This is a genomic window from Streptomyces sp. RKAG337 (assembly GCF_023701715.1).
Taxonomy (GTDB): Bacteria; Actinomycetota; Actinomycetes; order Streptomycetales; family Streptomycetaceae; genus Actinacidiphila.
The window spans coordinates 6,020,797-6,047,516 of sequence record NZ_JAJOZA010000001.1; the positions used below are offsets into that span (position 1 = coordinate 6,020,797).

Annotated in this window: 21 protein-coding genes and 1 pseudogene; 14 read left to right on the plus strand and 8 right to left on the minus strand. The window is 69.8% G+C overall.

Annotation, left to right across the window (positions count from 1 at the left end):
* Positions 1-114: 114 nt before the first annotated feature.
* Positions 115-1,134, minus strand: coding sequence for a hypothetical protein (locus LNW73_RS26710; RefSeq protein ID WP_250991639.1), 1,020 nt, complete (start codon positions 1,132-1,134; stop codon positions 115-117).
* Between the two features lie 109 nt (positions 1,135-1,243).
* Here LNW73_RS26710 and LNW73_RS26715 point away from each other — a divergent pair, with 109 nt between their 5' ends.
* The 6 genes from LNW73_RS26715 to LNW73_RS26740 are packed head-to-tail and all read left to right on the plus strand — an operon-like array spanning position 1,244 to position 8,115.
* Complete coding sequence (locus LNW73_RS26715; RefSeq protein ID WP_250991640.1) at positions 1,244-2,590, plus strand: L-fuconate dehydratase; 1,347 nt, start codon at positions 1,244-1,246, stop codon at positions 2,588-2,590.
* Complete coding sequence (locus LNW73_RS26720) at positions 2,587-3,369, plus strand: SDR family NAD(P)-dependent oxidoreductase (RefSeq protein WP_250991641.1); 783 nt, start codon at positions 2,587-2,589, stop codon at positions 3,367-3,369. The genes LNW73_RS26715 and LNW73_RS26720 overlap by 4 nt, the downstream gene beginning before the upstream one ends.
* Positions 3,370-3,412: 43 nt before the next feature.
* A complete protein-coding gene (locus tag LNW73_RS26725; RefSeq protein WP_138354786.1) occupies positions 3,413-4,465 on the plus strand; it encodes a sugar ABC transporter substrate-binding protein in 1,053 nt (350 codons plus the stop codon).
* Between the two features lie 2 nt (positions 4,466-4,467).
* Entirely contained in the window at positions 4,468-6,066 is a 1,599-nt protein-coding gene (locus tag LNW73_RS26730) for a sugar ABC transporter ATP-binding protein (protein ID WP_250991642.1), read from the plus strand.
* On the plus strand, positions 6,059-7,099 hold the full coding sequence (locus tag LNW73_RS26735; RefSeq protein ID WP_250991643.1) for an ABC transporter permease: 1,041 nt from the start codon (positions 6,059-6,061) through the stop codon (positions 7,097-7,099). Before LNW73_RS26730 ends, LNW73_RS26735 begins: the two co-directional genes overlap by 8 nt.
* A gap of 50 nt (positions 7,100-7,149) precedes the next feature.
* On the plus strand, positions 7,150-8,115 hold the full coding sequence (locus LNW73_RS26740; protein ID WP_250975119.1) for an aldo/keto reductase: 966 nt from the start codon (positions 7,150-7,152) through the stop codon (positions 8,113-8,115).
* Between the two features lie 6 nt (positions 8,116-8,121).
* Here LNW73_RS26740 and LNW73_RS26745 read toward each other — a convergent pair whose 3' ends face one another.
* The 3 genes from LNW73_RS26745 to LNW73_RS26755 all read right to left on the minus strand — a co-directional run bounded on the left by LNW73_RS26745 (position 8,122) and on the right by LNW73_RS26755 (position 10,077).
* Positions 8,122-8,793, minus strand: a complete 672-nt coding sequence (locus LNW73_RS26745) for a FadR/GntR family transcriptional regulator (protein ID WP_138354790.1) — start codon at positions 8,791-8,793, stop codon at positions 8,122-8,124.
* 131 nt (positions 8,794-8,924) lie between these two features.
* Positions 8,925-9,065, minus strand: a complete 141-nt coding sequence (locus tag LNW73_RS26750) for a hypothetical protein (protein ID WP_250991644.1) — start codon at positions 9,063-9,065, stop codon at positions 8,925-8,927.
* A 208-nt stretch (positions 9,066-9,273) separates the two neighbouring features.
* Positions 9,274-10,077, minus strand: a complete 804-nt coding sequence (locus LNW73_RS26755; protein WP_250975118.1) for a DUF6597 domain-containing transcriptional factor — start codon at positions 10,075-10,077, stop codon at positions 9,274-9,276.
* A 74-nt stretch (positions 10,078-10,151) separates the two neighbouring features.
* On the opposite strand from LNW73_RS26755, the gene LNW73_RS26760 reads away from it, so the two are divergent.
* Complete coding sequence (locus LNW73_RS26760) at positions 10,152-10,727, plus strand: TIGR03086 family metal-binding protein (RefSeq protein ID WP_250975117.1); 576 nt, start codon at positions 10,152-10,154, stop codon at positions 10,725-10,727.
* A 96-nt stretch (positions 10,728-10,823) separates the two neighbouring features.
* Here the strand turns inward: LNW73_RS26760 and LNW73_RS26765 are convergent, their stop codons facing one another.
* From LNW73_RS26765 to LNW73_RS26780, 4 genes are all read right to left on the minus strand, one after another.
* Positions 10,824-12,434, minus strand: a complete 1,611-nt coding sequence (locus LNW73_RS26765) for a glycerol-3-phosphate dehydrogenase/oxidase (RefSeq protein ID WP_250991645.1) — start codon at positions 12,432-12,434, stop codon at positions 10,824-10,826.
* Between the two features lie 5 nt (positions 12,435-12,439).
* Complete coding sequence (glpK, locus tag LNW73_RS26770) at positions 12,440-13,966, minus strand: glycerol kinase GlpK (RefSeq protein ID WP_250991646.1); 1,527 nt, start codon at positions 13,964-13,966, stop codon at positions 12,440-12,442.
* A 42-nt stretch (positions 13,967-14,008) separates the two neighbouring features.
* Positions 14,009-14,770, minus strand: coding sequence for an MIP/aquaporin family protein (locus LNW73_RS26775; RefSeq protein ID WP_250991647.1), 762 nt, complete (start codon positions 14,768-14,770; stop codon positions 14,009-14,011).
* Positions 14,771-14,915: 145 nt separating this feature from the next.
* Positions 14,916-15,683, minus strand: coding sequence for an IclR family transcriptional regulator (locus LNW73_RS26780; protein WP_138354795.1), 768 nt, complete (start codon positions 15,681-15,683; stop codon positions 14,916-14,918).
* A 166-nt stretch (positions 15,684-15,849) separates the two neighbouring features.
* Here LNW73_RS26780 and metH point away from each other — a divergent pair.
* From metH to LNW73_RS26815, 7 genes and pseudogenes are all read left to right on the plus strand, one after another.
* A pseudogene (gene metH, locus LNW73_RS26785) lies at positions 15,850-19,358 on the plus strand (methionine synthase).
* 121 nt (positions 19,359-19,479) lie between these two features.
* Positions 19,480-20,181 carry an HAD family hydrolase gene (locus LNW73_RS26790; RefSeq protein ID WP_250991648.1) on the plus strand — a complete coding sequence of 234 codons (702 nt, stop codon included), beginning with the start codon at positions 19,480-19,482 and terminating at the stop codon, positions 20,179-20,181.
* Between the two features lie 373 nt (positions 20,182-20,554).
* Entirely contained in the window at positions 20,555-22,114 is a 1,560-nt protein-coding gene (locus tag LNW73_RS26795; protein ID WP_250991649.1) for an ABC transporter substrate-binding protein, read from the plus strand.
* Positions 22,115-22,187: 73 nt separating this feature from the next.
* Positions 22,188-23,198, plus strand: coding sequence for an ABC transporter permease (locus tag LNW73_RS26800; RefSeq protein ID WP_250991650.1), 1,011 nt, complete (start codon positions 22,188-22,190; stop codon positions 23,196-23,198).
* The gene (locus LNW73_RS26805) at positions 23,198-24,310 is read left to right on the plus strand and encodes an ABC transporter permease (protein ID WP_250991651.1); all 1,113 of its coding nucleotides are present in this window, start codon (positions 23,198-23,200) and stop codon (positions 24,308-24,310) included. Before LNW73_RS26800 ends, LNW73_RS26805 begins: the two co-directional genes overlap by 1 nt.
* Positions 24,307-25,368, plus strand: coding sequence for an ABC transporter ATP-binding protein (locus LNW73_RS26810; RefSeq protein ID WP_250975109.1), 1,062 nt, complete (start codon positions 24,307-24,309; stop codon positions 25,366-25,368). The genes LNW73_RS26805 and LNW73_RS26810 overlap by 4 nt, the downstream gene beginning before the upstream one ends.
* A complete protein-coding gene (locus tag LNW73_RS26815; RefSeq protein ID WP_250991652.1) occupies positions 25,352-26,692 on the plus strand; it encodes an oligopeptide/dipeptide ABC transporter ATP-binding protein in 1,341 nt (446 codons plus the stop codon). Before LNW73_RS26810 ends, LNW73_RS26815 begins: the two co-directional genes overlap by 17 nt.
* Positions 26,693-26,720: the final 28 nt, after the last annotated feature.

The following is a 26,720-nucleotide window of genomic DNA, read 5'->3' on the forward strand; positions in this document are numbered from 1 at the left end:
GTCAGTGCGGGACCAGCCTACGGCTTACGGAGGCCCTCTCCGCAGCCCTCGTACCAGGATGATCCCCACGGTCATCGCACGTACTCGCCCGGTCACCATCCGCTCGTACGGCGCTCAGCGCCCGCCCCATCCGGACCGGTACGCGGCCCAGTCACCGGGGGTCGCGGCGAAGTCCACGTAGAGCGCCATGCCGAAGGCCTCGCGGTCCTTTCCGTGCCTGGCCAGACCCAGTCGCGCGCCGCGCACGGCGGCCGTGACGGTCTCGGCGGAGGGATGGTGCCCGCTGGTGCTGGTGTGGTAGCCGGGCAGCCCCATGATCAGGTCGGTACCGGCCGGGGTGACCTCCAGGGCGAGGGCGGTCTGCTGGGCGAGGTAACCCCCGAACAGGCTTTCCAGTGGCATCGCCGAGTCGTACGCCATCACCGCGACCTGGTCGACGCGGCGGGCGACCTCGGCGAAGTACTTCTGCGACCACCACTTGGGATCGCCGAAGAAGAGCCCGGCGTGGTGCAGCCCCGGCAGCGGGTCGATCTGGTGGGTGGCCACCGACAGCGCGGCGCCGTGCGCCGAGGTCGTGGCGCGCAACCGGTCCAGGATGTCCAGGAAGTCCTTGTCGCCGGAGTAGTTGGGCTCCAGATCGAGGTGGACGCCGTCGAATCCGGCGGCCAGCACCTGCCGGCCGCTGGCCTGGATGCGGGCGCGGGTGGCCTCGTCGGCCAGGTGCAGCCCGTCGTCCCCGTCCTGGTGCGCGATGACGTTGCCGAGCCAGGCCTGCACCCGGACGCCCGGCAGGACCCGGTGGACCTCGCCGATCAGCCAGGCCGAGCCCGGGTAGAGCTTCGGGTCGAGGCTGCCGTCCTGCTCCAGCGGTCCGGTGTGCACATAGAGGTCCCGGATCCCGGTGCCCTGCACCTGGACGCGCAGGGCTTCGAGGTCGGCCGCGTTGTGCCGGCCGTCGACCCAGGCGTGCCCGAGCCAGACCGCGTCATGCCCCCGGGTGCGGCCCGCCGCGCCGGGATCCCCGGCGTATTCGAGCCGCAGCGCGATGGCCACCGCCACCACGGGCACCAGGACCACCACAGCGGTCACCAGCGCCCCACGACGCAGCCATTTCAGGAGTCTCTCGCGAGACATCCGATCTGTCTTCCACAAAGTTGGCTCCACCCCCTGGACTTCGCGAGGTTTTCGGCGCTATACATCGGTTGTTCGAAAAAAGATCCGATGTCTCACGACGGGGGTGTACATGAGTCCGACCATTACCGAGGTCGACGTCTACGACATACGCTTCCCGACCTCGGAGCAGCTCGACGGCTCGGACGCCATGAACCCCGACCCCGACTACTCCGCCGCCTACGTAGTTCTGCGCACCGATGACCCCGACGGCCTGGAGGGTCACGGCTTCTGCTTCACGATCGGCCGCGGCAACGATGTCACCGCCGCCGCGATCCGCTCCCTGCGACCCTACGTATTGGGACGCGGTGTGGACAGCGTTACCGGTGATCTTGGCGGGCTCCACCGGGAACTGACCCATGACTCGCAGCTGCGCTGGCTGGGCCCGGAGAAGGGCGTCATGCACATGGCGGCCGGCGCCGTCATCAACGCGGCCTGGGACCTGGCGGCCAAGCGGGCCGGACAGCCGGTCTGGGAGTTCCTCGCCTCGATGAGCCCGGAACAGATCGTCGACATGGTCGACTTCCGGTATCTGACCGACGCGCTCACTCGCGAGGAGGCGCTGGACATCCTGCGCGCCGCGGAACCCGGCCGGGCCGCGCGGGCCGCGCTGCTGCGCGACCGCGGCTACCCCGCCTACACCACCTCACCGGGGTGGCTCGGCTACTCCGACGAGAAGCTCGCCCGGCTGTCCAAGGAAGCGGTCGCCGACGGCTTCCACCAGATCAAGCTCAAGGTCGGCGCCGATCTCGGCGACGACCTGCGCCGGATGCGCATCGCCCGCGAGGCCGTCGGCCCGGACATCCGGATCGCCGTCGACGCCAACCAGCGCTGGGACGTCTCCGCCGCGCTGGAGTGGATGAAGGCCCTGGCCGTCTACGACCCGTACTGGATCGAGGAGCCCACCAGCCCGGACGACATCCTCGCGCACGCCGCGGTGCGGGCCGGGCAGCCCGTCAAGGTCGCCACCGGTGAACACGCCGCCAACCGCGTCATGTTCAAGCAACTGCTGCAGGCCGGCGCCGTGGACTTCGTCCAGATCGACGCGGCCCGCGTCGCCGGGGTCAACGAGAACATCGCGATCCTGCTGCTCGCCGCCAAGTTCGGGGTGCCGGTCTGCCCGCACGCCGGCGGTGTCGGCCTGTGCGAACTGGTCCAGCACCTGGCGATGTTCGACTACGTCGCCGTCTCCGGGAGCTGGGACGACCGGGTCATCGAATACGTGGACCACCTCCACGAGCACTTCGAGGACCCCGTCGTCATCGACCACGGCCGCTACCGCGCCCCGGCCCGTCCCGGCTTCTCCGCCCGGATGAAACCCCGTTCCATCGCCGACCACCGCTACCCGGAAGGCCCGGTCTGGCAGGCCCGGCAGGAGGGCCGCCCGGTCCCGCAGACCCGGGAGGAAGGATCCGCATGAACAGCAGCCAAGACCGTGAGCTCCAGGGGCTCACCGCCCTCGTGACCGGCGGCGCCTCCGGCATCGGCGCCGCCACCGCCGCCCTGCTCACCGCGCGCGGCGCGCGCGTCGCCGTCCTGGACCGCGACCCAGCGGGAGCGCCGCCCGGCACCCTGGCCGTCACCGCGGACGTCGCCGACGGCCCCGCGGTACGCGCCGCGGTCGCCGAGGCCGTCGGACTCCTCGGCGGCCTGCACATCCTCGTCAACAACGCGGGGATCGGCGCGATCGGCACCGTCGAGGAGAACGACGACGACGAATGGCTCCGCGTCCTGGACATCAACGTCCTCGGCATGGTGCGCACCGCGCGGGCCGCACTGCCGCACCTGCGGGCCGCCGCCGCGGACCGCCCCGGCTGTGTGTCCATCACCAACACCTGCTCCATCGCGGCCACCGCGGGACTCCCGCAGCGTGCCCTGTACAGCGCCAGCAAGGGCGCGGTGCTCTCGCTGACGCTCGCGATGGCCGCCGACCACGTCCGCGAGGGCGTACGCGTCAACTGCGTGAATCCCGGTACCGCCGACACCCCCTGGATCGGCAGACTGCTCGACCATGCCGATGATCCGGCCGCCGAGCGCGCCGCACTGAACGCCCGGCAACCGCTGGGCCGCCTCGTCGCCGCCGACGAGGTCGCCGCGGCCATCGCCTACCTGGCGAGCCCCGCCGCCGCGAGCGTCACCGGGACGGCACTCGCCGTCGACGGTGGCATGCAAGGCCTGAGACTCCGCCCCACCTCCTGAGCATTTCCGAGCCGCTACACACCAAGAAGGGCAGGACTCGACGATGAGACTGCGGCAGCGTTCCCTCACGAGCACCATGGTCACGGCGTGCGCGGCACTCCTCGCGGTCACCGCCGTCGCCGGCTGCAATCGCGGCAGCGACGACAAGGCGGGCACCTCGGGCAAGGTCGGCATCGACCTGCCGCGCGCCGACAGCGATTTCTGGAACTCGTACCAGCAGTACATCGAGAAGGGCGTCAAGGACGGAGTCGTCTCCGCACTGCCGCGCAGCAACTCGCAGAACGACATCACCAAGCTCGTCGCGAACACCCAGACCTTCACCGACCAGGGCGCCAAGGCGGTGGTGATGGCCCCGCAGGACACCGGCGCCATCGCCTCCACCCTGGAACGCCTGGCGGACAAGAAGATCCCCGTCATCAGCGTCGACACCCGCCCCGACAAGGGCGACGTCTACATGGTGGTGCGCGCCGACAACAAGGCGTACGGGCAGAAGGCGTGCGAATACCTCGGCCAGCAGCTCGCCGGCAAGGGCAAGGTCGTCGAGTTCCAGGGCGCGCTCGACTCCATCAACGGGCGGGACCGCTCCGAGGCGTTCGCGTCCTGCATGAAGGAGAAGTTCCCGAACATCAAGGTCATCGAGCTGGCCACCGACTGGAAGGGCGACGTCGCCTCCTCCAAGCTGCAGGCCACCCTCGCCTCCGACCCGGACATCAACGGCATCTACATGCAGGCCGGCGGCGTCTTCCTGCAGCCCACCCTCGCGCTGCTGGAGCAGAAGCACCTGCTCAAGCCGCCCGGCACGGCAGGCCACATCACCATCATCTCCAACGACGGGATCCCCGAGGAGCTGAAGGCGATCCGCGAGGGCAAGATCGACGCGACGGTCTCGCAGCCCGCCGACCTCTACGCCAAGTACGCGCTGTTCTACGCGAAGGCCGCGCTGGACGGCAAGACGTTCCAGCCCGGTCCGACCGACCACGGATCCAACATCATCAAGATCCCGAACGGTCTGGAGGACCAGCTGCCCGCCCCGCTCGTCACCAAGAGCAACGTGGACGACGCCGCGCTGTGGGCCAACCAGCTCGGAAAGAGCTGACCATGTCCCAGGCACCAGCCAAGGAACTCCCCGGCCAGGAGCCGGCGGCCGGGGCACCGCCGCCGGCCGTGCACGCCGAGGGTGTCGTCAAGCGCTTCGGCCCGACCGTCGCGCTCGACCGGGTGCGGCTGACCGTGCAGGCCGGCGAGTCCCACGCGCTCGTCGGCCGCAACGGCGCGGGCAAGTCCACCCTCGTCTCCGTACTGACCGGGCTGCACGCCCCGGACGCGGGCTCCGTCGCCTTCCAGGGCGAGGCGGCGCCCGCGTTCGGGGACACCACCGCCTGGCAGTCGAAGGTCGCCTGCGTCTACCAGAAGTCCATGGTCGTCCCGGATCTGACCGTCGCGGAGAACCTCTTCCTGAATCGGTACGGCCTCGCGGCCGGCCGGTTCGGGGAGGGCCGGATCCGCTGGCCGAAGCTGCGCGAGCGGGCCCGCGAGCTGCTCGCCGAGTACGGCGTCGAGGTCGATCCGGCGGCGCGCGCCAAGGATCTGACCGTCGAGCAGCGGCAGTTCGTAGAAATCGCGAGAGCACTCTCCTTCGGCGCCCGCTTTATCATCCTCGACGAACCGACCGCCCAGCTCGACGCGGCCGGTATCGAGCGGCTCTTCGCCCGGCTGCGCGAACTCCAGCGGCAGGGCGTCGCCTTCCTGTTCATCTCCCACCACCTCCAGGAGGTGTACGACCTGTGCACCACCGTCACCGTCTACCGTGACGCCCGCCATGTGCTCACCGCGCCCGTCGCGGAGCTGGGCAAGGCCGACCTGGTGCAGGCGATGACCGGGGACGCGGCGCAGTCCGCCACCGCCTGGCAGGCGGGCGCCGCGGTGCGGCGGGAGGACGAACCCGTGCTCCGCGCCGAGGGGCTGGCGCTCGACGGCGCCTACCAGGCCATCGACTTCACCGTGCGCCCAGGAGAGGTGCTCGGTCTGGCCGGGGCGACCGCCAGCGGCAACACGGCGCTGGGGGAGACCCTGGTGGGGCTGCGCAAGCCCACCGCGGGACGGACCGTCGTCGGGGGCCGGACCGTACGGCCGGGGAGCGTGCCGCACGCGCTCGGCGCCGGCATCGGCTACGTACCGGAGGACCGGCACCGGCAGGGCCTGGTGCTGGGCCGCAGCGTCGCGGAGAACGCGACGCTCACCGTCACCGACCAGCTCGGCCCGTACGGCACCGTGCTGCCCTCCCGCACCCGGGAGTTCGCGCAGTCGATGATCGACTCGCTGGACATCAAGACCTCAGGACCCGGCCAGTCGGTCTCCGACCTGTCCGGCGGGAACCAGCAGAAGGTCGTCATCGCGCGGGCACTGGCCCGCAAACCGCGGGTGCTGGTGGCGATCAGGCCGACCGCGGGCGTCGACGTCAAGTCCAAGGACTCCCTGCTCGGTGTGGTGCGGGAGGTGGCGGACAGCGGGAACGCCGCGGTCATCGTCTCCGACGAGCTGGACGACCTGCGGGTCTGCGACCGCGTCCTGGCCCTGTTCCACGGGCAGGTGATCGCCGAGTTCGACAGCGGATGGACCGACAGGGACGTGGTCTCCGCGATGGAAGGACTGCCCGTGACCCCGGGCGGCCGTAAGGGAGACGACGAAGATGAGTGACACCACCCAGCTGACCGTGGAGCCGGTCGGCACCGCCAAGACGCGCCGGCCCGGAGGTCTGAGCTTCCAGCTGGCCCGCTACCGGGACCTGTCGCTGATCCCGGTGCTGCTCGTGCTGTGCGTGATCGGCTTCATCGTCTCGCCGGCCTTCCTGACCTCCGACAACCTGATCGGCGTCGCCCAGCAGTCCACCGAACTGAGCCTGCTGGTGCTGGCCGAGGCGCTCATCCTCATCAGCGGCCGGATGGACCTGTCGCTGGAATCCACCATCGGCGTGGCCCCGGTCATCGCCATGTGGCTGGTGCTGCCCTCGTCGGGCCCCGCGACCTTCCACGGTCTGGGCGTACTGCCGTCCTGGACCGCGATCCCGGTCTGCCTGGCGGTCGGCGTGGTGATCGGCGGCATCAACGGCTTCCTCATCCTCAAGCTGCGCGTCAACGGCTTCATCGCGACGCTCGGGATGCTCACCATGCTGCGCGGCCTGCAGATCGGGGTGGCCGAGGGCAAGTCGATCGTCAACGTGCCCGAGTCCTTCGCCTACCTCGGCAAGGCCTCCTGGTTCGGCGCGCCCGCCGCCATCTGGATCTGCCTGGTGCTCTTCGCGATCGGCGGCCTGGCCCTCGGCTATCTGCGGCACGGCCGGGCGCTCTACGCGATCGGCGGGAACACCGAGGCGGCGCGCGCCGCCGGCATCCGCGTGGACCGCATCACCTGGATCGTGCTCGGGCTCGGCGGGCTGCTCGCCGCGTTCGCCGGGATCCTGTACACCGGCCACTACGGCTCGGTCTCGGCCAGCCAGGGCAACGGCTGGATCTTCCAGGTGTTCGCCGCCACCGTCATCGGGGGCGTCAGCCTCAACGGCGGGCGGGGCACGCTCTTCGGGGCGCTGACCGGGGTGCTCACCCTGCAGCTGGTCGTCAACGTGATGACGCTGGGCGGTGTGCCGCCGCTGTGGAACCAGTTCCTCAACGGCGCGATCATCATCGTGGCCCTGATCATCTCGCGGTTCGCGAGCGGCGAGAAGCAGGACTGACCCCCGGACCCACCGACCGGACCGGCCGACGCGAGGACAAGGACCGACACATGCCCGTACCGCCACTGCCCCGCCTGGGCCTCGGCTGCGCGCCGCTGGGCAATCTGTACCGGGCCATGCCGGACGGGACCGCGGCCGCCGTCACGGCGGCCGCCCTCGACCTCGGCTGCGGCTACCTGGACACCGCCCCGCACTACGGCCTCGGCCTGTCGGAGGAACGCCTCGGCCGGGCGCTCGCCGGCCGGCCGCGCTCCTCGTACGTGCTATCCACCAAGGTCGGCCGCCGGCTGCGGCCGCTGGCACCGGGGGAGCGGACCGACGGGCAGGGCTTCGTCGACACCCCCGCCCGCGCCCGTGAGTGGGACTTCACCGCCGACGGGATCCGGGCCACGCTGGAGGGCTCCCTGGAGCGGCTCGGCACCGACCGGGCCGACATCGTCTACCTGCACGATGTCGAGGACCACCTGGCGGAGGTCTACGCGACCGGCTTCCCCGCCCTCGCCGCACTGCGCGACGAGGGCCTGGTGGGAGCCATCGGCTTCGGCATGAACGACAGCGGGGTGCTCGCGCGGCTCGTCGCCGACCTCGACGTCGACGTGGTGCTGTGCGCCGGCCGCTGGACGCTGCTGGAGCGCACCGCCTACGACGACCTGCTGCCGGTGTGCGCCGAGCGCTCCACCGCCGTGGTCGTCGGCGGCGTCTACAACTCCGGGCTGCTCGCCGACCCCCGGCCCGGCGCCCCGTACAACTACGCGGCGGCGCCGCCCGAACTGGTGCGACGGGCCCTGGACATCGCGGCCGTCTGCGCGGAGTTCGGCGTCCCGCTGCGGGCGGCCGCGCTCCGCTTCCCGTTCGGGCACCCGTCGGTGGTCTCCGCGGTCGTCGGCGCGGCGAGCCCGGAGGAGGTCCGGGACAACGCCGCGCTCTTCACGTACGAGATCCCCGGCGGGCTGTGGAGCGCCCTCGTCGAGCGCGGACTGCTCGACGAGGACATCCCGCTGCCCGCGCCCGTCTGACGAGTCCTACAGCGTGGAGCGCAGCCACTGCTCGACGCTGGCGATGTGCACGGTCGCCCAGGAGCGGGCGGCCTCCGCGTCACGGTCGCGCAGCGCGGACAGGATCGCCTGGTGCTCGTGCAGGGTGCGGCTCACCGCGTCCTGCTGGGTGAGCCCGCGCCAGACGCGGGCCCGGGTGGTGGGCCCGGACAGCCCGTCGAGCAGCGAGCAGAGCACCGAGTTCCCCGACGCCTGCACGATGCCGCGGTGGAACTCCAGGTCGGAGGCGACCAGTTCCTCGACGGAGGGCTCGGGGCCGAGTGCGTCCAGCTTGCCCTGGAGCACGTCGAGTTCCGGCCCGGGGATGCGCAGCGCCGCCATCGCGGTCGCGGCCGGCTCCAGGATCCGCCGGACGGCCAGGAACTCCAGCACGGTGTCATCGCGGTGGAAGTCCACCACGAAGCTCATCGCCTCCAGCAGCAGCTGCGGATCCAGGCTCGTCACGTAGGTGCCGTCGCCCTGCCGCACATCCAGGATCCGTATCAGCGACAGCGCCCGCACCGCCTCGCGCAGCGAATTGCGCGACAGCCCCAGCTCGGCCGCGAGCTCGCTCTCCTTCGGCAGCCGGTCGCCGGGCCGCAGCGCCCCTGAGACGATCATTTCCTTGATCTTCTCGATCGCCTCGTCGGTGACCGCCATCGCGACCTCCCCCTGTCCTGGTCCCGCTACCCGCCGCCAGACCTCCGATGTATCCGGCCATTATGCCCCCGGACGGGCCGCTGCGCGGACTCCCTGCCGGTTGATTCGCCAACCTGCGGGCGGGCGCCGGGTCATTGCCTGCGCGTCAGGCCCAGGACGGCCAGCACTCCGGTCAGGAGGGTGCCGAGGGATCCCGCCGTGGTTCCGGCATCCTGGTGCCCCACCACGACGAGGATCACGTAGGACCCGAGCGTGATGGCTATCAGTAACACCACAGCCCACCACGGGACCGGCGTTCCGTCGGTATGTGGCCGCTGCTGGGTCGGACGTGGCTCGCGCGTTGACGACATCCCTGAAGCCTCCGGTTCCGCAGGGGCCGCACAAAGCGCGGCGCTGCCAGTCATCCTTCCCGGCATAGTCATAAATAACTAGTCCTAAATGACTACGAGTTGGGGGCGAGGGGCTGGCAGAGGCTTCTGCTCACTCGCCCGCGTAGCGGGCCGGGGAGGCGCCCACCGTGGCGGTGAAGTCCCGGGTGAGATGGGACTGGTCGCTGTAGCCGAGGTCGGCGGCGAGGGCCGACCAGTCGATGCCCACGCCCTGGTCGGCGCGGGCGGCGGCCTCGTGCAGCCGGGCTCGGCGCAGCACCCACTTGGGGCTGGCGCCGACGTGTTCGGCGAAGAGCCGCTGGAGCCTGCGGACGGAGACCCCGAGGTCGTCCGCGACCTCGTCGACGCGGAACAGGGAGGGGGAGGCGGTGATCCGCTCCACCATGGCGGCGACCTCCGCCGTGACCGGGTCGGGGGCCGTCTCCGGGCCGGGCAGCAGGCTCAGGAGGAGCGATTCGGCGGTGGCGGTCATGGTGGATACGTCGGACGCCCCGAGGATCGTCCGCTCCGCGGTGGTGACGGCCGGCCCGAACAGCTCCGCGGCGGGCACCGACCGGTCGGTGAGGTCCGCGACGGGTGAGCCCAGCAGCGGGCGGAAACCGCCGGGCCGGAACTTGATGCCCAGCACCTGGCCGCGGTCGCGCAGCACCCGGGTGAACACCCCGCGCTGCACCCCGTAGACCGCGGTCTCGGGCTCCTCGAAGACCAGATGCACATTGGGGTGCGAGAGGACCTTCTGCTCGTGCGGCGGCCGGCCGCGCAGATCCCAGCGCACGATCCAGTAGAACTCCACGTACGGAGCGACGGCCTCGGCCGGCTCCTCCCGCAGCAGCTCGAACCGGGTCGCCGCCACGGCGGGACGCAGCACTCCCCGCCCCATCTCCGGGGTCGTCATCCGGCCAGCCTAGGACCTCTGAGCTGTCGCGTTTGTTCAATACGGGCCCCGGCCGCGGATCTACCGTGGGATTCATGAACATTCATCCGCAGCTGGTCCGCGGCGCCGCAGAAGCCGCCCGTATCGCCCGCACCATCACTCCGGAACACCTCAGCGCGCCGACCCCGTGTCCGGAGTTCGACGCCCGCACGCTGATCAACCACTGGGTTCTCTACACCTCCCACGGACTGGAGCACCGCGCCCTGCGCACCACTCTCCCCGAGGAGCTCACCGAGCACGACTTCACCGCGGACCCGGAGTGGGCCGAGGCGTACGCGGCGCAGCTCGACCGCGCGCTCGCCGCCTGGGCCCGGCCCGAGGCGTGGGAGGGCGGTATGGACATGGGCGGGGCCGAGATGCCCGCCGCCGACATCGCCGCGATGCTCCTGCTGGAGCTGGTCCTGCACGGCTGGGACGTCGCGAAGACCGTCGGCCAGGAGTTCCGCGCCGACGACGAGACCGGCGCGGTGGTGCTCGCCGCCGTGGAGCAGCAGGCCGAGATGTTCCGTCAGTACAAGGGCTTCGCCGAACCCGTCGTGCTCACCGGCCCGGCCACCGATCTCGAACGCGCCCTCGCGCTCTCCGGCCGCGACCCGCAGTGGAGCGCATGATCCGCGGGACGGGGCGGCGCAACGCGCGAACGGCCGGGCGAACGGGGGAGTCCCCCGTTCGCCCGGCCGTTCCGCTGCCGCGTACCGCCGGACGGCTCAGGCCCTGCGGGCCAGCATGTCCTCGACCCGGGTCCTGACGGCCTCGGTGTCCAGACCGCGCACCGTCAGCGTGGTGCGGCGGCGCAGCACGTCGTCCGCCGTCTGGGCCCACTCGTGGTCGCGGGCGTACACGACCTGCGCCCAGATCTCCGGGCCGTCCTCGTGGATCCGCTCACCGAGCGTCGGGTCCTCGTTGACGAGCCGGGCGATGTCGAACGACAGCGACCCGTAGTGGCTCGCGAGGTGACGCGCCGTCAGCGGGTCCATCCGCATGCCCGGGTCACGGTCCACCAGCAGCCGGTGGGCGACCGCGTTCGGGTTGGCGAGACCCGGCAGCGGCATCCGCCGGGGCAGCAGCTTCTGCGGCTCCATGTCCTCGCCGAGCGGCCCGCCGGGCAGCTTCGCGAGCTTGTTCATCACCGTGCGGCCGATGTGCCGGTACGTGGTCCACTTGCCGCCCGCCACCGACAGCATCCCGCCGCGGCCCTCGGAGACGACCGTCTCCCGCTTGGCGGACTCGACGCCGCCGGGGCCGCCCGGCAGCACCCGCAGCCCGGCGAAGGCGTACGTGATGAGGTCCCGGTCCAGGTGCTCGTCCTTCACGGAGAACGCGGCCTCGTCCAGGATCTGCTGGATGTCGGCCTCGGTCGCCCGGACGTCCGCCGGGTCGCCGGTGTACTCCTCGTCCGTGGTGCCCAGCAGCAGCTGGTCCTCCCACGGCAGGGCGAAGGTGATGCGGTACTTGTCGATCGGGGTGGCCATGGCGGCCTTCCACGGCACCTTCCGCTTCATCACCACGTGCGCGCCCTTGGACAGCCGGATGCTGGGCGACGAGCCCTTGTCCTCCATCGTCCGCAGGTGGTCCACCCACGGCCCGGTGGCGTTGAGCACCAGCCGGGCACTGACCCCGAACTCGGTCCCGTCCAGCTTGTCGCGCAGCTCCGCGCCGGTGACCTTGCCGTGCGTGAAGCGCAGCCCCGTCACCTCGGCGTGGTTCAGCACCACGGCACCGGACTCCACGGCCGCGCGGACCGTCATGACGGCCATCCGCGAGTCGTTCATCTGGTGGTCGTGGTAGACCGCGACGGCCTTGAGGTTCTCCGTGCGCAGGCCCGGGTTGTCGGCCACGGCCTTCGCCGGGGAGATGACCCGGCCGACGCCGTCACCGAAGGCGGACAGCGCCGAGTAAGCGAAGACACCCGCACCGAGCTTGGCGGCACCGTGCGGGCCGCCCTTGTACACCGGCAGGTAGAACGTGAGCGGGTTGACCAGGTGCGGAGCCACGTCCTTGGCGAGCACCCGCCGCTCGTGGTGGTTCTCGGCGACCAGCTTGACCGAGCCGGTCTGCAGGTAGCGCAGCCCGCCGTGGACGAGCTTGGAGGAAGCCGACGAGGTGGCGCCGGCGAAGTCGCCGGCGTCCACCATCGCGACCCGCAGCCCGGACTGCGCGGCGTGCCAGGCGACCGAGGTGCCGAGGATGCCGCCGCCGATCACCAGTAGGTCGTACGTGGCGTGGCTGAGCAGCTCCCTGGTCTCGGATCGGCTGGGGTCGGTGCCGGCGGTCGGGTGCGTCCCGAGGGTGGGGACGCTCTGCAGGGTGGAAGACATTCTGATCAGTTCTCCTCTTCGATCCAGCCCATGGTCCGCTCGACGGCCTTGAGCCAGTTCTTGTACTCGCGGTCGCGCTTGTCCGCGTCCATCCGGGGGGTCCATTCGGCGGCCCGGCGCCAGTTGGCGCGCAGTGCGTCGGTGTCGGGCCAGAAGCCGACGGCGAGACCGGCCGCGTAGGCGGCGCCCAGGCAGGTGGTCTCGGCGACCATCGGACGGACGACGGGGGCGTCCACGAAGTCCGCGATGGTCTGCATCAGCAGGTTGTTGGAGGTCATACCGCCGTCGACCTTGACCGCGGCCAGTTCGACGCCGGAGTCCTTGCTCATCGCGTCGACGATCTCGCGGGTCTGCCAGGCGGTGGCCTCGAGCACCGCGCGGGCCAGGTGCGCCTTGGTGACGTAACGGGTGAGGCCGGCGATCACACCGCGGGCGTCGTCGCGCCAGTACGGGGCGAACAGACCGGAGAAGGCGGGCACGAAGTACGCGCCGCCGTTGTCCTCGACGGAGCTCGCCAGGGTCTCGATCTCGGCGGCGCTCTTGATGATGCCCATCTGGTCGCGCATCCACTGCACCAGCGAGCCGGTGACGGCGATGGAGCCCTCGAGGGCGTAGACGGCCTTCTGGTCGCCGATGCGGTAACCGACGGTGGTCAGCAGGCCGTTGTAGGAGTTGACGGCCTTCTCGCCGGTGTTCATCAGCAGGAAGGTGCCGGTGCCGTACGTCGACTTGGCCTCGCCCTCGGCGAAACAGGTCTGGCCGAACAGCGCGGCCTGCTGGTCACCGAGCGCGGAGGCGACCGGCACACCGGCCAGCACGCCGACGGCGGCGGTGCCGTAGACCTCGGAGGAGGAGCGGATCTCCGGGAGCATCGACATCGGGACGCCGATGGACTCGCAGATCTTCTCGTCCCACTCCAGGGTGTGCAGGTTCATCAGCATGGTGCGGGAGGCGTTGGTGACGTCCGTGACGTGCACACCGCCGTCCGGGCCACCGGTCAGGTTCCAGATGACCCAGCTGTCCATGGTGCCGAAGAGGATCTCGCCGCGGTCGGCGCGCTCGCGCAGGCCCTCGACGTTGTCCAGCAGCCAGCGGGCCTTCGGGCCGGCGAAGTAGCTCGCCAGCGGCAGGCCGGTCTCGCGGCGGAAGCGGTCCTGGCCGACGTTGCGGCCCAGCTCGCGGCAGAGCGCGTCGGTGCGGGTGTCCTGCCAGACCAGCGCGTTGTGGACCGGCTCGCCGGTGTTCCTGTCCCACAGCAGCGTGGTCTCGCGCTGGTTGGTGATGCCGATGGCCTTGACGTCCTCGGCGGTGATCCCGGCCTTCTCGACGGCACTGGCGACGACTTCCTGGACGTTGGTCCAGATCTCCGCGGCGTCGTGTTCGACCCAGCTGGGCTTCGGGAAGATCTGCTCGTGCTCCTTCTGGTCGACGGAGACGATGCGGCCGTCCCGGTCGAAGACGATGCAGCGGCTGGACGTGGTGCCCTGGTCGATCGCGGCGATGAACGGCCCTGCGGTGTGTGCGTCGGTCACGGTGTGCTCCTCAAGGGGTCTGCGTCGGTCGGACAGGAGGGGTTACGCGAAGGCCAGCCGGTAGAGGCCGCCCGCCAGAACGGCGCCGACGAGCGGGCCGACGACGGGAATCCAGGCGTAGCCCCAGTCGGAGCCGCCCTTGTTGCGCAGCGGCAGAAGGCTGTGCACGATACGCGGGCCGAGGTCGCGGGCCGGGTTGATCGCGTAGCCGGTGGGCCCTCCGAGTGACAGACCGATGCTGACGACCACCAGGGCGGTGATCAGGGCGCCGGTTCCGGACAGTGCGAGGCCCGGCGTCAGGCCCTGGGTGAGAACGGCCAGGACGAGAACGGCGGTGCCGATGATCTCGGTGGCGAGGTTCTGCACCGGGTTACGGACCTCGGGCCCGGTGGAGAAGACGCCGAGGACCGGTCCGGCCGGACCGCTGTCAGGACCGAGCGGCGGTGCCAGCTCGTTGTCGTCCATGTGCGCCTGGAACTGTCCGTAGTAGGCCACCCAGACCAGCGCCGCGCCGATCATCGCGCCGAGCATCTGCCCGGCTATGTAGAGCGGCACGTCGTTCCAGTCGCCGGTCTTGACGGCGATGCCGACGGTGACGGCGGGGTTGAGGTGCGCCCCGGAGAGGCTCGATGAGATGTACACCGCGGTGAGCACCGCGAAGCCCCACCCGAAGGTGATGGCGAGCCATCCCGCGTTGCGGGCCTTGGAACTCTTGAGCGTGACGGCGGCGCAGACGCCACCGCCCAGCAGGATGAGGATGGCGGTACCGATGGTCTCGCCGAAGAAGATATGGCTGTTGGACACCGCGACTCCCTTGTCATACGTCCATTCAGGCGGACCGGGTCCCGTCCGGTGTTCGACAATGTCGACCGCCGAACGGCAGTTTTCTCTGCAATATCTTCCTCGTCAAGAGCTTGGGGCTGAGGACTCCGGATCGTGACCCGAGTCCCTAGAACCGTCCGGCGCCGAGGTCGCGCGACACGGCGCGGGCACAGTCGCGCACCGCGGCCACCAGCCGCGCCTGGATGTCGCCGTCCTCCTGGCAGACCCGTTCCACGGCTCCGGTGATCCCCACCGCGCCGACCGGCATCCGCCGCCGGTCCAGGATCGGCGCGGCGACCGAGGCCACGCCCTCCCACGTCTCCTCCAGGTCGGACGCCCAGCCCCGGGTCCTGGCGAGCTCCAGCACGTCCTCGAAGCCGGCCGTGTCGGTGATGGTGCGCGGGGTGAGGGCGAGCCGCTCGTTCTCGGCCGCCTCGCTGTGCGCGACCGGGTCGTACGCGGCCAGCACCTTGCCCAGCGCCGAGCTGTGCAGCGGCTGCATGGCACCCACCTCCAGCACCTGCCGGCTGTCGTCCGGGCGGAAGACGTGGTGCACGATCAGCACCCCCGACTGGTGGAGAACTCCCAGGTAGACGGCCTCGCCGCTGGACCTGGCCAGATCGTCGGTCCACACCAGGGCGCGGGCCCGCAGCTCGTGCACGTCCAGATAGCTGTTCCCCAGCCGCAGCAGTTCCGCGCCCAGCTGGTACTTGCCCGACGCGGCGTCCTGCTCGACGAAGCCCTCCTGCTGGAGGGTGCGCAGGATGCCGTGCGCGGTCCCCTTGGCGAGGCCCAGGGAGGAGGAGATGTCGGAGAGGCCCAGCCGGCGCTCACCGCCGGCCAGCAACCGTAGGATCGCGGCTGCCCTCGCCAGCGACTGAATCGGTCCGGGCATCCGCCAACCTCCGCAAGCCGTTCGACATTGTCGAACCCCATAGTCTCAGAGAAGATTCTGACACCTTCGTCCACCCCTCGGAACTCTTTCGAGGCCGACGCACCGCGCCCGCTACCCTGGCCAGGCACGTCAAGCCGACAGCCGTCGCACTCCTGGGAGTACATCCATGGCCCCGCAGTCGTCCTCCACCCTCGCCAGCCAAGCCCGAGCCGACGCGCTGCGTCAGGCATTCGCCACCCGGGTGGTGGTGGCCGACGGTGCGATGGGCACCATGCTCCAGGCCCAGGACCCCACCCTCGAGGACTTCCAGGACCTGGAAGGCTGCAACGAGATCCTGAGCGTCACCCGGCCCGACATCGTCCGGTCGGTGCACGAGGAGTACTTCGCGGTGGGTGTCGACTGCGTCGAGACCAACACCTTCGGCACCAACCTCGCCGCGCTCGGTGAGTACGACATCCCCGAGCGGATCTTCGAGCTCGCCGAGGCCGGCGCCCGGCTGGCCCGCGAGGTGGCGGACGGTTTCGCCACGCCGGACCGGCCGCGCTGGGTGCTCGGCTCCGTCGGCCCCGGCACGAAGCTCCCGACCCTCGGCCACGCCCCCTACGCCGCCCTGCGCGACGCGTACGAGGAGAACGTGGCGGGCCTGATCGCCGGCGGCGCGGACGCCATCCTGGTGGAGACCACCCAGGACCTGCTGCAGACCAAGGCCTCGATCGTCGGCGCCCGCCGGGCCCTCAAGGCGGCCGGCTTCAGCCTGCCTATCATCTGCTCCGTGACCGTCGAGACGACGGGCACGATGCTGCTGGGTTCCGAGATCGGTGCGGCGCTGACGGCGCTGGAGCCGCTCGGCATCGACATGATCGGCCTGAACTGCGCCACCGGCCCCGCCGAGATGAGCGAGCACCTCCGCTACCTGGCCCGGCACGCCCGGACCCAGGTCTCCTGCATGCCGAACGCCGGCCTTCCGGTGCTGGGCAAGGACGGCGCGCACTACCCGCTGTCGCCGGAGGAGCTCGCGGACGCCCACGAGACGTTCGTGCGCGAGTACGGGCTGTCCCTGGTCGGCGGCTGCTGCGGCACCACCCCGAGCACCTGCGGCAGGTCGTGGACCGCGTCCGGGGCCTGGACCTGTCCCCGCGCAGCCCGCGCCCCGAGCCGGGCGCCGCGTCGCTCTACCAGACCGTCCCGTTCCGGCAGGACACCTCGTATCTCGCGATCGGCGAGCGGACGAACGCCAACGGGTCGAAGAAGTTCCGCGAGGCCATGCTGGAAGGCCGCTGGGACGACTGCGTGGAGATGGCCCGCGACCAGATCCGCGAGGGCGCGCACCTGCTGGACCTGTGCGTGGACTACGTCGGCCGTGACGGTGCCGCGGACATGGCCGAGGTCGCGGGCCGCTTCGCGACGGCGTCGACGTTGCCGATCGTGCTGGACTCCACCGAAGTACCCGTCCTGCGAGCGGGGTTGGAGAAGCTCGGTGGCCGGGCGGTCATCAACTCCGTCAACTACGAGGACGGCGACGGTCCCGAGTCCCGGTTCGCGCAGATCACGGCGCTGGCGGCCGAGCACGGCGCCGCGCTGATCGCGCTGACGATCGACGAGGAGGGCCAGGCCCGCACCCCCGAGCACAAGGTCGCCATCGCCGAGCGGCTCATCACCGATCTCACGACCAACTGGGGCATCCTCGAATCGGACATCCTCATCGACTGTCTGACCTTCACGATCGCGACCGGTCAGGAGGAGTCCCGCAAGGACGGCCTCGCCACCATCGCGGCGATCAAGGAGCTGAAGCGCCGGCACCCGCTGGTGCAGACGACCCTGGGTCTGTCGAACATCTCCTTCGGCCTCAACCCGGCCGCCCGCGTCGTGCTGAACTCGGTCTTCCTCAACGAGTGCGTGGACGCCGGCCTCGACTCCGCGATCGTGCACGCCAGCAAGATCCTCCCGATCGCGCGGCTCACCGAGGAACAGCGCGATGTGGCTCTGGACCTGATCTACGACCGGCGCAGCGAGGGTTACGACCCGCTGCAGAAGTACCTCGAACTGTTCGAGGGCGTCGACATGAAGTCCGTCAAGGCCGGCCGTGCGGAGGAACTGGCCGCGCTGCCGCTGGACGAGCGGCTGCAGCGCCGCATCATCGACGGTGAGAAGAACGGCCTGGACCGGGACCTGGACGAGGCGCTCACGACCCGCCCCGCGCTGGCGATCGTCAACGACACCCTGCTGGAGGGCATGAAGGTCGTCGGTGAGCTGTTCGGCTCCGGTCAGATGCAGCTGCCGTTCGTGCTCCAGTCGGCCGAGGTCATGAAGACCGCGGTCGCCTACCTCGAACCGCACATGGAGAAGTCCGACGCCGACGGCAAGGGCACCATCGTGCTGGCCACGGTTCGCGGGGACGTCCATGACATCGGCAAGAACCTCGTCGACATCATCCTGTCGAACAACGGCTACAACGTCGTGAACCTGGGGATCAAGCAGCCGGTGGCGGCGATCCTGGACGCGGCCACCGAGCACAAGGCCGACGTGATCGGCATGTCGGGTCTCCTGGTGAAATCCACCGTGATCATGAAGGAGAACCTGCAGGAGCTCAACCAGCGCAAGATGGCCGCCGACTATCCGGTGATTCTGGGCGGCGCCGCCCTGACCCGCGCTTATGTCGAGCAGGACCTGCACGAGATCTACGAGGGCGAGGTCCGCTACGCCCGGGACGCGTTCGAGGGCCTGCGGCTGATGGACGCGCTGATCGCCGTCAAGCGCGGCGTCCCCGGCGCCGTCCTGCCCGAGCTCAAGCAGCGCCGGGTGGCCAAGCGCGCCAGCGTCGTGGAGGAGGAGCCCGAGATCAACCTCGGGCAGATCCGCTCGGACGTGGCCGTGGACAACCCGATCCCGACGCCGCCGTTCTGGGGCAGCCGCGTCATCAAGGGCATTCCGCTCAAGGACTACGCGTCCTGGGTCGACGAGGGCGCGCTCTTCAAGGGCCAGTGGGGCCTCAAGGAGGCCCGCGCGGGCGGCGCGACGTACGAGGAGCTGGTGGAGACCGAGGGCCGCCCCCGGCTCCGCGGCCTGCTGGACCGGCTGCAGACCGACGGCCTGCTGGAAGCGGCCGTGGTCTACGGCTACTACCCGTGCGTCTCCAAGGGCGACGACCTGATCCTCCTCAACGACGACGGCAGCGAGCGCACCCGCTTCACCTTCCCGCGCCAGCGCCGCGGCCGCCGGCTGTGCCTGGCGGACTTCTTCCGCCCGGAGGACTCCGGCGAGACCGACGTCGTGGGTCTGCAGGTCGTGACGGTCGGCAACCGGATCGGGGAGGCGACGGCCGAGCTGTTCGCCGCCAACGCCTACCGCGAGTACATGGAGCTGCACGGACTGTCCGTCCAGCTCGCCGAGGCCATGGCCGAGTACTGGCACGCCCGGGTCCGCAGCGAGCTGGGCTTCGCCGGCGAGGACCCGAACGAGGTCGAGGACATGTTCGCCCTGAAGTACCGGGGCGCGCGGTTCTCGCTCGGCTACGGGGCCTGCCCCGACCTGGAGGACCGGGCGAAGATCGCCGAGCTGCTGCAGCCCGAGCGGATCGGCGTGAAGCTGTCCGAGGAGTTCCAGCTGCACCCGGAGCAGTCCACCGACGCGATCGTCATTCACCACCCCGAGGCGAAGTACTTCAACGCCCGTTAAGCGTTGGTCAGCGACCCGACGTACACTGGACGGTCCGGCACAGGCCGGTCGCCGCACTCCGATCAGGAGTGTGTCGCGACCGGCCTTTGTGCCCCCCTGGCCCAGCTGAGGAGTGGTGCGCATGACCAGTAGCATTCCCGCCGTCGACACCCGTCCGGCCCAAGGCCGCGGGCTGCAGGCCGTGCTTCTCGACATGGACGGCACCCTGGTCGACACCGAGGACATCTGGTGGGCCGCCGAGGTCGAGGTCTTCGCGGCCCTGGGGCACGTCCTGGACGGCGAGCACCGCGCGATCGTGGTCGGCGGCCCGATGGCCCGCAGTTTGGGCCATCTGATGGCCGTCACGGGCACCGAGGTCACGCTGCCCGAGCTGTCCGCCGCGATCAACGCGCGCTTCGTCGAGCTGATCGCCCGGGGCGTGCCGCTGATGCCCGGCGCCCGGCGACTGCTGACGGAGCTGGCGGCGCACCAGGTGCCGACCGCGCTGGTGTCCGCCTCGCACCGGCACATCATCGACTCGGTGCTGCGCACGCTCGGTGCGGAGAACTTCGCGTTCACCCTCGCCGGCGACGAGGTCGCCCGCACCAAGCCGTTCCCCGACCCGTATCTGCTCGCCGCGGCCCGGCTCGGTGCGGAGCCCGCCCGGTGCGTGGTCGTGGAGGACACCCCGACCGGGGTCGCCTCCGCCGAGGCGGCGGGCTGCCGGGTGGTCGCGGTGCCCTCGATCGTCCCGATCGAGTCAGCTCCAGGCCGCACGGTGGTGGCCTCGCTGGAGCAGCTGAGCGTGCCTTTTCTGCGCTCTCTGAATGCGACTGTTCACTGAGCGTATGCCGCTGAATAGCTTGGAAACTCTGGGCGCCCGGCTGCTCATTCCGCGTTACGAATGCGCTGGCTGAATTCCGTCCGGCTCCCATTTTTGGTCACGTGATTTTTGTCACCCCCCAGTTGGTCGACAGGTACGGACGCGCATGATCCGTTTGCGCGAATCGGGGCAACAAACGCGACGTTGTGTCCGGGTTGCGACACAGAGGGGCGGATCGTTCCATCGTCCGCATATCGGTACTTGCAGTGCCGTTATCGGGATGTGATTTTGCCTCAACTTCTCCGTGTTCTGGCGCGGTAGAGCGTTCCCACTAGTGTCCTGACTGGTCAATGCCGAATCGAGTGATCGGCATTTGAGCAAGGGGAATCACTAGATGTCACGTACTAAGCGTGTCGTCGCCGCAGCTGCCGTGGCCTTCCTGGCCGTCGGTGTGACCGCGTGCGGTGGCAACAAGGACAATTCGGCGTCCGGCAGCAAGGGCGCCGTGATCGTCGGGACCATCGACTCCGTGTCGTCACTCGACCCCGCAGGAGCGTACGACTACGGCTCCTGGGAGGTCATCGACAGCGTTTACCAGAAGGTGATGCGCTTCCCGACGGGCGGCACCAAGCCTGAGCCGGACGCCGCCAAGTCGTGTGCTTTCACCGACCCGAAGACCTACACCTGCACCCTGCAGTCCGGTCTTCAGTTCTCCAACGGTGACAAGCTGACCTCGGCCAGCGTCAAGTTCTCGTTCGACCGCATGCTGAAGATCGCGGACCCCAACGGGCCGTCCAGCCTCTTCGGCACGCTGGAGTCGACCGAGGCCAAGGGTGCGGACCAGGTGATCTTCCACCTGAAGAGCGCCGACTCCACCTTCCCGTCGGTGCTCGCCACCGACGCCGGTGCGATCGTCGACGAGAAGACCTTCCCGGCCGACAAGCTCCTCGCGGGCACCAAGGTGATCGGCTCCGGCCCGTACACCCTGGACAAGTACACCGCGAAGCAGCAGGCGTCCTTCAAGGTCAACGCCAAGTACAGCGGCCCGGTCAAGGCGCAGAACAGCCAGTTCGTTCTGCAGTACTTCGCCGAGGCGTCCGCGCTGAAGGCGGCCGTCAAGGACGGAACGGTCAACGCGGCCTTCCGTACCCTGTCGCCCACCGACACGGCCGACCTGAAGAAGACCCAGGGCGTCAAGGTCGTCGAGGGCACGGGCACCGAGAAGCGCTACTTCGTCTTCCACGCGAAGGTGAAGCCGTCGGACCAGAAGGCGGTCCGTCAGGCCGTCGCGCAGATCATCGACCGCGAGGGCATCGCGAAGGACGCCTACAACGGCACCGTCGCCCCGCTCTACTCGATGGTCGGCAACGGCATCGACGGTCACACGGACGCGTTCAAGGACAAGTACGGCGCTCCGGACAAGGCCAAGGCCGCCGCGATCCTGCAGGCCGCCGGCATCACCGCCCCGGTCGCGCTGTCCTACACCTGGACGCCGAGCCACTACGGTGCCGCGGCTGCCGACGAGGCCACCGCGATCAAGCGTCAGCTGGACGCCTCCGGCCTGTTCAACGTCAAGTTGAGCTCGACCGAGTGGCAGCAGTACCAGAAGGACGAGAAGGCGGGCAGCTACGCCTCGTACATGATCGGCTGGTTCCCTGACCTGCCGGACGCCGACAACGACGTGTCGCCGTTCCTCAGCAAGTCGCCGTTCCTGGGCACGGGTTACGACAACCCGGCGATCCAGGCGCTGCTGGTCAAGGAGCAGGGCTCCAACGACCCCAAGGTGCGCAACGAGGCCTTCGCCGAGATCCAGAAGATCGTCGCCGAGGACGCCCCGATCATCCCGGTCTGGCAGGGCAAGCAGACCGCTGTCGTGCGTGACGGTGTGACCGGCGTGGACAAGGCGCTGGACCCGACGATGTTCCGCTTCTACGAACTCTCGACGGGCAAGTGACGGCCGGCCGGCCCGCGGGGGAGTCCCTCCCCCGCGGGCCGGCCGCCACTCCGGCTAAGAAAGACACCCCTCCATGAGTAAGCAGTCCGGGTCGCTGCGCCGCTACATCCTCACCAGGATCGCGCTCGCAATCCCCATGGTTCTCATCCTGCTGGTCCTGGTCTTCGTCCTGATGCGGGTGGCCCCCGGTGACCCCATCTCGGCCTCCCAGGGCGGCAAGCTCAACGCGGCGGAACTCGCGGCGAGACGGCATGCCGCGGGCTTCGACGCCCCGATGTACCAGCAGTTCTGGGACTACCTGAAGTCCGTCGTCACCCTGAACTTCGGCACTACGTTCTCCGACCACCGCCAGGTGCGGGACATCATCATCGAGAACGGCGGCGCCACCCTCACCCTGACCTTCGGCGCTCTGGTCTTCGCGAGCGTCATCGGCATCCCGGTTGGCCTGCTCGCGGGCCGGCTGCGGGACAGCACGATCGACGTGGCGGGCCGGCTCTTCGGCATCCTCAGCTACGCCGTGCCGGTCATCGTCGCAGCGCCCATGCTGATGCTCGCCTTCGGCGCCACGTCCGGCCAGGCCTCACCCCTGGTGCAGCTGAACGTGCCGACGCAGACCCACATCCTCATCGTGGACGCCATGATCGTGGGCGACTGGGACGCGGTCGGCGACATCGCCAACCACCTGATCCTGCCTTCGATCGCGCTGGGTCTGCTGATCGTCGGTGTCTTCATCCGCATGATCCGCATCAACCTCATCCAGTCGCTGCAGGGCGACTACATCGAGGCGGCCCGCGCCCGCGGTGTGAAGGAGACCGCCGTCGTCGGACGGCACGCCTTCCGCAACGCGATGGTCCCGGTGATCACGGTCCTCGGCCTCCAGGTCGCGATGCTGCTCAGCGGTGCGGTGCTCACCGAGCGAATCTTCACCTGGCCCGGTATCGGTCGCCAGCTCATCGACTACATCAACCAGCGCGACTACGTCGCCGTCCAGGGCATCGTCACCGTCTTCGCCCTCGTCGTCGTCGTGATCAGCATGCTGATCGACTTCATCAACGCGCTGATCGACCCGAGGGTGCGGTACTGATGGCCCAGACGACACTCCCCGTTCCGCTCGACCCGGAGATAACCCCCAAGGCCCCGGGCCCCGGAAAGTCCGTCCGCTTCGGCGGTCTGCGGCGCATCGTGATCGCCGTCCGGCAGGCCCACGGCGTGCCCAAGTTCATGCTGTGGACCGGCGCGATCCTCTCGCTGCTCTTCGTGCTGACCGCGATCTTCGCCCCGCTGATCGCCCCGTACGACTTCGACACGTACCAGTCCGGTGGCAAGACCTTCCCGAAGCAGGGCGCGCCGGACGGCGACCACTGGTTCGGCACCACCGTGCAGAGCCTGGACGTGGTCTCCAGGACCGTCTACGGCGCCCGCACCGCGCTGGAGGTGATGGTCCTCGCCGTCGTCTTCTCGCTCATCCTGGGGGTCCTCCTGGGCCTCCTGGCGGGTTACTTCGGCGGCTGGCTGGACCGCATCCTGGTGCTGGTGATGGACGCGCTCTTCGCGTTCCCGTACCTGCTGCTCGCCATCGTGGCCGGCTTCGTCTTCGCCAGCATCACCGGCGGAGGCGTGGTGACCGCCGCCCTGTCGATCACCGTGGTCTACATCCCGCAGTACTTCCGGGTGGTCCGCGCCTCGGCGCTCTCCGCCCGTGAGGCCACCTTCGTGGAGGCGGCCCGCGCGATGGGCGCCAAGCCGTCCGTGGTGATCCGCAAGTACCTGTTCGGCAACGTCATCCAGTCGGTGCCCGTCATCGGCACGATGAACGCCGCCGACGCCATCGGCACGCTGGCCGGCCTGGGCTTCCTGGGCCTCGGCATCCAGCCCACCGACGCCGCCGAGTGGGGCTACGACCTCGACCGCGCGATCAGCGACGTCAACGCCGGCATGTGGTGGACCTGCCTCTACCCGAGCATCGCCATGGTGATCGCCATCCTCGGCTTCACGCTGCTCGGTGAGGGCCTCAACGACGTCCTCAACCCGACCATGCGCCGCCGCCGCATCACCAAGGTGGCACTGCCGGCGCTCAGCCGCCGCCGCGTCGTCACCGCGGAGTCCGCAGCCATCGCGGAGTCCGCAGCAAGCGCCGAGCCCGCAGCAGTCGCGGTGCCCGCAGCAACCGCAGAAGAAGGGGAGGCCGCGAAATGACCGAACCTGTCCTTTCCGTACGCGACCTGCGCGTCTGGTACGGCACCGAACGCGGACCGGTCCGCGCCGTCGACGGCGTCAGCTTCGACGTACGCCCCGGCGAGACGCTCGGCCTGGTCGGCGAGTCCGGCTGTGGCAAGTCCACCCTCGGCCGCGGTGTGCTGGGCCTGGCGCCCACCGTCGCCTCCGTCGACGGTGAAGTGATCCTGAACAGCAAGGGGGGCAAGGGCCGCAATCTGGTCGGCCTGCCCGCCAAGGAGCTGCAGAAGCTCCGCGGCCCGGACCTCGGGCTGATCTTCCAGGAGCCGATGACCCGGCTGAACCCGCTGATGCGGATCTCCCAGCACTTCGAGGAGGCCCTGCACACGCACCACAAGGACCTCTCGAAGAAGGAGCTGCGCGAGCGCGCCATTGAGGCGCTGCGCGGTATGGGCATCCCGGCCAGCCGGTACGAGAGCTACCCCCACGAGTTCTCGGGCGGTATGCGCCAGCGCATCATGATCGCGCTCGCCCTCGTGCTGCGCCCGGCGTTCATCGTCGCGGACGAGCCCACGACGGCGCTCGATGTCCTCGTCGAGGCACAGATCATTAAAATCCTGGCCGATCTGCGCAAGAACTTCGACACATCCCTTGTGCTGATCACCCACAATCTCGGTATCGTCGCCGAAGCGTGTGACCGGGTCGCGGTGATGTACGCGGGCCACATCGTCGAACAGGGCGATGCCCGCGAAGTGTTCGCGAACCCGCAGCACCCGTACACCAAGGAGCTGCTCCGCTCCACGATCTCGCTCTCCACCACCGGACTGCACTTCATCCCGGGTAGCCCCCCGGACCTGGTGCACCCCCCGGAGGGCTGCCGGTTCAGCCCGCGCTGCCCGGTGGCGATGCAGGGATGCGCGAAGGTGGAGCCGCCCGAGGTGGTACTGCCGTCCGGCGTGCACAGCGTCTGCTGGCAGCAGGCGATCGAGGTCGACCCCTCGATGGCCGACGAGTTGGGAACGGGTGGGCGCGAGCCGCTCGCCGCCGTGAAGGAGATCAGCGTTGCTGACGAAGCCTGATACAGAAGCGAGCGGTGTCGTAGCTCTCGACGACCGCGAGACGCTCGTCGAGATGGAGGACCTCGAGGTCCACTTCGGCATGCGGGGCAACGTCTTCGGCCGGCTCGCCGGCAAGGCGGCGGGCGCGGTCAAGGCCGTCGACGGGGTGAACCTGAAGCTGCGCAAGGGCGAGGTGCTCGGCCTGGTCGGCGAGTCCGGCTCGGGCAAGACCACCCTCGGCCGGACCCTGCTGGGCATGAACCGGGCCACCGGCGGCACCATCCGCTACCGGGGCGAGGACATCACCGAGTTCGGCGAGCGCAAGATGCGGCCGCTGCGCCGCAAGCTGCAGATGGTCTTCCAGGACCCGCACGCCTCGCTCAACCCGGCGATGGACATCCGCACCGCCGTCGGCCACCCGCTGCGCATCCACAACCTGGTGAGCAGCGACGCCGAGTACGACGCCAAGGTCACCGACGCCCTGGAGCGGGTCGGCCTGACCCCTCCCGAGCGGTACCTGACGAAGTTCCCCGGCGACCTGTCCGGCGGCCAGAAGCAGCGGGCCGTGCTGGCCCGCGCGATCATCGCCGAGCCGGAGCTCCTCGTCGCCGACGAGCCGATCTCCATGCTCGACATGAGCGTCCGCGCCAAGATCCTGCAGCTGATGCTGGACCTCAAGCGGGACCTGGACCTGACGTACGTCTATGTGACGCACGATCTGGCCAGTGCGAAGTTCTTCTGCGACACCATCGCGATCATGTACCTCGGCCGGATCGTCGAGTACGGGCCCACCGCGGAGGTCTTCGCCGACCCCAAACACCCGTACACCAAGGCGCTGCTGGCGGCGATCCCCGAGCCCGACCCGACGCTCGCCGTCGAGCGCGAGCTGCTGCGCGGTGAGATTCCGGATGCGGCCAAGCCGCCGCTCGGTTGTTCCTTCCACCCCCGCTGCCCGGTCGCGCTGGCCGGCTGCGGCTGGGAGGCCCGCGACCTGCGTGGCCTGCTGGAACGCCGTTGGCTGGAACTGCCGCCGGCCGAGGCGGGCAAGGAAAGGGCGCTCTTCGGCGATCTTGACGCGCTCTCCGAATCCGGGGTCACTTCCGCCGCAGTCACCCCCGGCAGGGGGCACAGCGCGGAAGATGTGCTGGAATACCTCCGCCGACTCCGTGAGGAGGCTTCGGCGGCCGAGCCGCGCGAGCCCTTCTGGCGGGGCGTGATCACCATGCACGCCGAAGGCGGCCGGGCCGTGGTGGAGTTCTCGCCATCACAGGACCCGCGGCTCAACCTGCTGCCGGAAACGGACGTCCAAGTGGCCTGCCACCTGTACCCCGGCTCCGGCGGATAACCGCATCATCACCTACACGGTGGCGGGC